At 32.6% G+C, this 7,681-nt stretch carries 9 protein-coding genes and 1 other RNA gene; 1 reads left to right on the plus strand and 9 read right to left on the minus strand.

Features of this window, described 5'->3' with window-relative positions; translation table 11 throughout:
- Positions 1-145: 145 nt before the first annotated feature.
- The 6 genes from RCH56_RS07080 to RCH56_RS07105 all read right to left on the minus strand — a co-directional run bounded on the left by RCH56_RS07080 (position 146) and on the right by RCH56_RS07105 (position 3,738).
- Entirely contained in the window at positions 146-406 is a 261-nt protein-coding gene (locus RCH56_RS07080; protein ID WP_105300431.1) for an HPr family phosphocarrier protein, read from the minus strand.
- A 79-nt stretch (positions 407-485) separates the two neighbouring features.
- Positions 486-1,496: a LacI family DNA-binding transcriptional regulator gene (locus tag RCH56_RS07085; RefSeq protein ID WP_306484280.1), complete on the minus strand. Its 1,011-nt coding sequence runs from the start codon at positions 1,494-1,496 to the stop codon at positions 486-488.
- Positions 1,497-1,547: 51 nt separating this feature from the next.
- Positions 1,548-1,991, minus strand: a complete 444-nt coding sequence (locus RCH56_RS07090) for a hypothetical protein (protein ID WP_306484281.1) — start codon at positions 1,989-1,991, stop codon at positions 1,548-1,550.
- Between the two features lie 10 nt (positions 1,992-2,001).
- The gene (locus RCH56_RS07095) at positions 2,002-2,616 is read right to left on the minus strand and encodes a YtxH domain-containing protein (protein ID WP_306484282.1); all 615 of its coding nucleotides are present in this window, start codon (positions 2,614-2,616) and stop codon (positions 2,002-2,004) included.
- Between the two features lie 68 nt (positions 2,617-2,684).
- Positions 2,685-2,851: non-coding RNA, 6S RNA (gene ssrS / locus RCH56_RS07100), on the minus strand.
- 44 nt (positions 2,852-2,895) lie between these two features.
- Complete coding sequence (locus tag RCH56_RS07105) at positions 2,896-3,738, minus strand: RluA family pseudouridine synthase (RefSeq protein WP_306484283.1); 843 nt, start codon at positions 3,736-3,738, stop codon at positions 2,896-2,898.
- A gap of 48 nt (positions 3,739-3,786) precedes the next feature.
- Here RCH56_RS07105 and RCH56_RS07110 point away from each other — a divergent pair, with 48 nt between their 5' ends.
- Complete coding sequence (locus RCH56_RS07110; RefSeq protein WP_306484284.1) at positions 3,787-4,572, plus strand: NAD(+)/NADH kinase; 786 nt, start codon at positions 3,787-3,789, stop codon at positions 4,570-4,572.
- Here RCH56_RS07110 and RCH56_RS07115 read toward each other — a convergent pair whose 3' ends face one another.
- From RCH56_RS07115 to RCH56_RS07125, 3 genes are all read right to left on the minus strand, one after another.
- Positions 4,573-6,084 (minus strand): penicillin-binding protein 2, encoded by a 1,512-nt coding sequence (locus RCH56_RS07115; protein ID WP_306484285.1) that lies wholly within the window; start codon positions 6,082-6,084, stop codon positions 4,573-4,575.
- Complete coding sequence (locus tag RCH56_RS07120) at positions 6,068-7,336, minus strand: FtsW/RodA/SpoVE family cell cycle protein (protein ID WP_306484286.1); 1,269 nt, start codon at positions 7,334-7,336, stop codon at positions 6,068-6,070. The genes RCH56_RS07115 and RCH56_RS07120 overlap by 17 nt, the downstream gene beginning before the upstream one ends.
- On the minus strand, positions 7,329-7,681 hold a 353-nt coding region (locus tag RCH56_RS07125; RefSeq protein ID WP_306484288.1), incomplete at its 5' end, for an FHA domain-containing protein. The genes RCH56_RS07125 and RCH56_RS07120, both read right to left, overlap by 8 nt.

A 7,681-nucleotide genomic window follows, 5' to 3' on the forward strand; every position in this document is an offset into this window, starting at 1 on the left:
TTACAACTTTATCTCTGGTAAATAAATACAAATTGCCAATAGTAACGCCATTACTGGCAATTAACCCTTCATATTTTTCGGTCATTATCATTACTCCTTATTTTAAAAAAAGGATACTGTAACAGTATCCTTAATAACAATCGTATTATTCAGATAAGTTATTGATAAATTCAACTAATTCATCTGCAAATTTTTCTTCATCTTCACCTTCTACAACTAAAGTAATTTCTGTTCCTTTAGCAATTCCAAGGCTCATAACGTTGAAGATTGATTTAGCATTTGCTTCTTTACCTTCTTTGATTATCTTAACTTCACCTGGGTAGTTTTTAACAAATTGTACTAATGATGCTGCTGGTCTAGCATGTAATCCAGTTTCATTAGCTACTACAACTTTTCTTTCTGCCATAATTGATTGCCTCCTATTTTATTATTACAATTCTATTTTACTATTTTTTTATAAATTAACAATAAGATAATATTTGTAGTTAATTTATTGACTTTGTTGATTCTCTTTCCATTACTTGACCGTCTATAATCCAGTCATCTTCGAGAATGTCTTCCTCTTCCTTTATCCTTTTAATTAAGGCACGAATAGAAATCGCACCTATATCATAATACGGAATGGATACAGTGCTTACTTTAGGTCTATAAATGCTTGCAATACTTGAGTTACCAAAACCTGTAACCGAAATATCCTCAGGTACATCTATACCATTATCCACACAATAATTCATAAAACCAATTGCTACTTCGTCATTTACACAAGATATTGCTGTTATTGACTCTTCTTTAACAAGCTTTAAAGCTTCATCCCCTATATTATAACCATCATCAGAACTTGTGCCTTTGGTATTGATAACAAAAGCTTTCTTTCCAGAATCAGATAGGGCTTGTCTGTAACCTTTTAGCATATTTTCGTTAAGTATATTATTCTCTTCATGATTAATATATAAAATATTTTCATGGCCCTTATTAAGTAAATTTTCGATAAGCCTTTTTTCTTCTGCAGCATAATCTACTTTTACTGACTTAACGTTTTTATATGTGTGATACTTATCTAAAAGTACAAAAGGAATTCTTCTATCTCTTAGTTTTACAAGAACTTCTGGTGAAATGTTCTCAGTTATTATAACTAGACCTTCTACTTGTTTTGTTGCAAGAAAATCAATTGAATTTTCTAGAGCTTCCTCGTCACCATAAGAGCTTGATAATAGAATATCATATTTATATACCCTACCAATCTCTTCTATTCCTCTTATAAGTTGAGCCATATATTCTATACCTATATCCTCAACAATTACACCAACTAGGTTTGATTTTCGCATTACAAGCGATCTTGCTAGCTCATTTGGCTTAAAATCGAGTTTGTTTATTGCATCCAAAACTTTTTTTCTTGCTTCAGGACTAACTGGCTTAGAATTATTCATTACCCTAGATACGGTTGAAATTGAAACACCCGCAAGCTTCGCTACATCTTTAATTGTTGGTTGACCCATATCTCCTCCTTAATAAGAAATAATTAAGGCCATCGATTGATGACCTTAATTTTATCTACCTGATATTACATTTCTTGCTATATCAATTACATCCATAATTAATGTTGAATAATCAGTTATAGAAGCAACCCCAGCACCTAATGTGTCGACACTATCAACAGCAGTAACTCCAACATAATTGACTGTATCTCTTATATCGTCAGTAATGCTATTTACATTTGTCATGGTATCATTAGCTTTGGCTATTGCCATTTTAAGATTAGGATCAGCTACGATTGTGTTAACATTTGATACAAGCGTATTTGCTTGATCAGCGATATTAGGCAATTTGTCTATTACTTGATCAAGATTGTCAGAATTCTTGTCAAGTACTCCTTGGACTTTTGTCACTAGCGCATTAAGATTCTTTAGTAGAAGCACTAAAAAGACTAGAGCAACAATACCTAAAATTGTTAGAATAACATTTCCAAGAAGATTTGCATTTATTGTTATCATCTAAATCTCCTTAGTTTTTCTTAATATCTTTTTTGGCTTTTTCGTCTTCTTTTTTTGCTTCCTTTGCAGTATCTTTAGCTTCTTTTTTCACTTCTTTAGCTGCTTTTTTTGTATCATCAGCGGCATATTTTGCATCTTCTTTAACTTCTTCGCCTGTTTCTTTGGCAACTTCCTTGGTCTCTTTAGCTCCTTCTTTTACGATATCTTTAACATCGCTTGCTCCATCTTTGATATTTTCTGCAGCATCTTTTGAGGCTTCTTTAATTTGACTTCCAGTTTCTTTTACTATTTCTGTACCATATTCAAAACCATCTTTGATTGGTTTTAGGTCAGTGTATGCTCTGTATCTAAGATCTTCGTATCCGTCTTTTGCACTATCAACTGCATTGATAGCTCCATCTTTTACAGTGTCAACTGTATCGTTGAAGGCATCTACTATATCTTCTCTAGTTTCTTTTCCAGATTTTGGAGCAAGTAATAATCCAGCTGCGGCACCAACTAATGTACCTAAGATTGCTCCTTGAGCTCTCATTCTACTGTCATGATTTTTCGCTTTCCAAATTTCATACTTTAGTTCTCTTTTTTTAGCTTGTGCTTTTTGTTCGATATAATCTGATATTGACATATAAACTCCTTTATTATTTAATCTTACATAATTTATACCCAAAAATTTTTAAGTAAAACTAAATTTAATTAAATCCCAAGGGGGCCCTATCTTTAAGACCTTCGCGTATGTGAAGGTGGGCAAGCTGTCTAGAATCTCTGACTTCCCCTCAAAGGGGGCTTGCCATCAAATCTAGAACTCCGCAATCCCTTATAAAAGTTGTAGGTTTAAATTTGGACCAACACCTTAGGATAGTTTTATTATATAATATGCAAAGGATTTATGCAAATAATATTGTTTTCATCCTCTTTCGATAAATCCTACAAAATTCGGACAATCTTTCAATTTGATATTTTCCTCCTTGTAGAAATTTACAAATTCCAGCTTATAAGAGTGAAGTAGAAATCTATCTAGCTTTTTCTTTGATCCATACAAGCTATCTCCCCAGATAGGATATCCTAAATCACTTAGACTAGCTCTAATTTGATGAGTCCTTCCTGAAAATATTTCACACTCTATTATAGAAAAATCCTCATTGATGCTTTTTGATTTAAAGTAGGTCCTACAGATTTTCCCACCTTTTGACGGCTCATAATTTTTGTTTTTTTCATTGTAAGAGAATTTATTTTCATACAAGAAATCAATATCTACCCTCCCATCTACAACAGCAATATATTTTTTCTTCATAATATTTTCTTCTAACTGTTTCTGATAGAAAGCGTGGGCAAATTTATTCTTGGCTATTAGCATAAGTCCAGATGTATCCATATCTAGTCTATTGACTAGCCTTATCTTGGTGTCCTGACTGCTTTTCTTAAAATAATAAGCTATATAATTGCATAAACTTGTCTGATTTTTAGAGTTTACTGTTATATCAGAATCCTTGCTTACTACTAAGGAGTGCTCGTCTTCATAGACTATATTAAGATTGCCTTCTATTGGATCATAGTCAATTTTTTCATCTTCTATAACAATATTTAACCTATCTCCTGTTTTAAGATTAAGACTTTTTCTTTTCTTCTTTCCATTTAATATATAGCCTGTCTTAAGAATATCTTCTATACTTTTTTTAGAATAGCTTTTAGTCCTCAGGAATTGTCTTACACTTGTATTTTCGTAAACTTCATATTTTATATATTTCATATTCCTTCCTCTATGATATAATAATATATTATATGAGAGGAGGGAAAAATGACAAATAAAATCAATGTTTTTAAAAATAAGTCTAAGTTTTCTAGATCTATTTATCAAAAATGTAAAAAGATTTTCTACAAACACGATTACACCCTAACAACTACTTATGACAAAGATGCTGTTTTGAATCTTGTTATTGGAGGGGATGGTACTTTTTTAAATGCTGTTCACTTGTCTAACTTTTCTTCGATTCCTTTTATTGGAATCAATACAGGCCATCTTGGTTTTTATCAAGAAATAGAAGTTAATATGTTAGATTACTTTATAAATTCCTTTGATCAAGGAAATTACCATACAGAAAGCCTTTCTATTCTTGAGGCAGTAGTTAATGGAAAAATAATGAATTCTATAAATGAAGTGGTAATCAAAAGCGATAGGAACCAAATAGTTAGGCTTAAAGTGTTTATAGATGGTAATTATATAGAATCATTCTCCGGTGATGGCCTTATTATATCAACTCCGCATGGATCCACTGCCTATAATTTATCATCTGGTGGAGCAATACTACATCAGTCCCTAAACGGATTCCAGTTAACACCCATAGCCCCAGTTTATTCTAATATGAATAAAGCCTTAAGATGTCCTGTCGTCCTACCAAATGATGCTACAATTGATATTTCTGTTTCAAAAAGAGATAACTATCACACTTTATTTATCTTCGATGGCAAGGAATACTCCACAAAAGATTACAAGATCAGAATCAAAGTTTCAGATACTAAAATAAAAAAACTTATCCTCAATAAAAACCACTACTGGAATAATATCAAGAATAAGTTAATGTGATTATTCTATTGTTTGATAAATTGTACTTAAGATATCTCGTGCAATCGGCGCAGCTACTACTCCTCCCGTATCGTCACTATCTTCTACTACTAGAGCAATAACAATATCTGGGTCATAGGCAGGAGCAAATCCTACAAACCAAGCGTCCAACAGATTATTTTCCTTATCTGCAGTTCCTGTCTTTCCTGCTATTTGGATAGAATCCAAATATGCGCTTGTTCCCGTACCTTCGTTGACAACCGAAACCATCAAGTCTCTGATATAGTTTGCGTTTTCTACACTTGTTACCTCGCTTAAGACTTTATCTTTTTTTTCTTCGATAATTTTACCATCCTTATCAACAACCTTTGACACAAGCCTTGGTTGCATCATCTTCCCTTCGTTTGCTATTGCTGAGGTAATCATAGCCATATGAAGTGGAGTTATCTGTGTTTTTCCGTATCCAAATCCTGTCATTGCTAAGTCTACATGGTTTAAGTCATCAAAAGGAATTATTGCCTTATTCTTATCCATATCGAAGTCATAATCTCTGTTGATCATAAACTTCTCAGCAAGTTCTTCGTATTTATCTCGTCCTAAATCATTAGTCTTAGAAGCAAAATAAGTATTTATAGAATTAACAAAGGCTGATCTTAAGTTGACCATTCCAAATGTTTGATCAGCAAAGTTTCTGATATCATAGCCTTGAATAGTCTCAACTCCAGTATCATTGTAAGATGTATCAAGATCATAATCTAGTACACCAGTTGCTGTAACTATCTTAAAAGTTGATCCTGGCCTATAAGAACCAGACGTTGCCCTATTTACGAGAGGACCGTCTGTATTTTGTATAAGAAAATCCCAATCTTCATCTACACTATTTGGGTCATAGCTAGGATTAGATACTAGGGCAAGCACTTCACCGGTCTTGGGGTTCATCACAACGCAAGAGCCTTTGATATCTTCCATATATTCATAGACTATCTCTTGAATATTTTGATCTAAAGATAAGTGAACATCATAGCCTGTATCGTTTTTGACGACCATTTTCCTAAAGTTAGATAGGTTTTCTCCACTAAGGGCGAGAAGCTCTTTATTATAAGACTTCTCTATACCTGTTTTACCATAAGTTTTGGAAGAATAGCCTGTAACTGATGAGGCTGACTTTCCATAGTTATAAACTCTATATTGACTTCCGTCACTGTCTTGCTCACTATAAGCAAGTATATTGCCATTTCTATCGTAGATAGAACCTCTTTTGATATTATCTTCATTAACCCATAACCTTCTGTTATGAGAATCATTTTCTATATCCGAACTTTTAAAAAGTTGAAAATATACTAAATATAGAGTGAGAGTCATAAAAAGGGCCACGAAAAACACCATGACAAAGACAAGCCTTTTGTTAAGTGTAGTCTTCGATATGATATTTAACTTATCGATATCTTCTAATCTCCTCTCCTCTTCAATTTGTTTAATTTTGTCAATCAAAGATTGAGAATTTTTTCTTTTTTTATCAATTCTTTTCTTCATCTAATTCATCACCATACTTAATTTCTTCTCCTGAATATTGTAAACAGCCTAGAAGAATAAATCCTGCAATCATTGAAGATCCCCCTTGGCTGATAAAAGGAAGTGTTACTCCCGTAAGCGGAATCAACTTTAAAACACCACCTAAGATTATGAAGGTCTGCAAAGCAAATAAGATCCCTATACAAAATGCCAATATAGAATAAAATTTATCTTTTTGTATAAGGGAAATCTTAATAGCCCTATATACCAGAATCATAAATAATAATACTACGGCAATTCCCATAAATATTCCCATCTCCTCACAAATAGCTGAAAAGATAAAGTCAGATTCAGCCACTGGTATAAAATCAGGCCTACCAAGTCCTATACCACTTCCAAAAAGTCCCCCACTTGCCATCGCAAATAAGGCCTGGGTTATCTGATAACCTGTTGCGTCGATATCGGACCAAGGATCCTTCCAAGTAGCAACCCTAATTCTAACGTGAGAAAATAGGAAATATGCTATTATAGATCCTACGAGCATTGCTAAAAGATTAATCAATATAAGCTTTCTATCTCTATCGTATACAAATTGACTTAAAATCATGGTCCCAAAGAAAATTAAAGCTGTACCCAAGTCTTTTTGTAAGAATAAAAATCCTATAAATACAAAAATTACTAAGTTCATATAGTATTTTCCGAAAGGCCTTTTGCAAAACTCGTTATAATGAGTATAGAAACTTGCTATAAAAAAGGCTAAGGGTACCTTGATAAACTCTGATGGCTGAATACTTACTGGTCCCAAATAAATCCAGTTTTTAGCTCCTCCAAGATATGATCCGAATACAAGGGTAAGTATAAAAAGTACCACTGAAATTCCAACATAAAACTTGGATAACTTATGCCAAGAGCTATAGGACTTTAATACAAAATATGTTACAAAAAACATAACTAGGCCAACTAAATAATATTGTAACTGCCTCTTTCCTAGTGAGGGATCTAACCTATAGATAACTGAAACACCTATAGAGAAAAGCATATTTACAATCATTAGCAAAATTCCATCCGATTTTATGACTTTGTTTACCATAAAACTCGATATCAAAGTTGCAACTAAAATTGCTAAATACGTTATAAAATCAGTATTACTAAGATTTTCTATGTTATAAATTAATGCTAGAGATAGGGCTAAAAACTCAAAGGCAAATAGCAAGAAAAGAGCCTTCCTCTGCGCCTTATTTTTGTTTATAGTGAGATTTCTTAACCTATTCATTGCCATCACCTTGGATGAATAAGAATTGAAGTTTACCGATATTTATTATATCGTTAGATTTTAATTCTATCGCATCCTCAATCCTTTCGCTATTTAGATAAGTCCCATTAGCTGATTTTAAGTCTTCTAAGAAAAATATTCCCTCGTCTTCAACAATCCTTGCATGAAATTTAGACATAAACTTATCTTTAATACATATACTATTTCTGTCATCTCTTCCAATTGTATTATCAGATGCTAAAAAATAAAATTCTTGTACGGTAAACGAGAAGTTCTCGCTTAAATTTAAAAGTTTTAGATATGTATCTGACTTAGATTCTTTCTTTAGTGTAGTCCTTACATCGT

The organism is Anaerococcus sp. (assembly GCF_030825785.1).
Lineage (GTDB): Bacteria > Bacillota > Clostridia > Tissierellales > Peptoniphilaceae > Anaerococcus.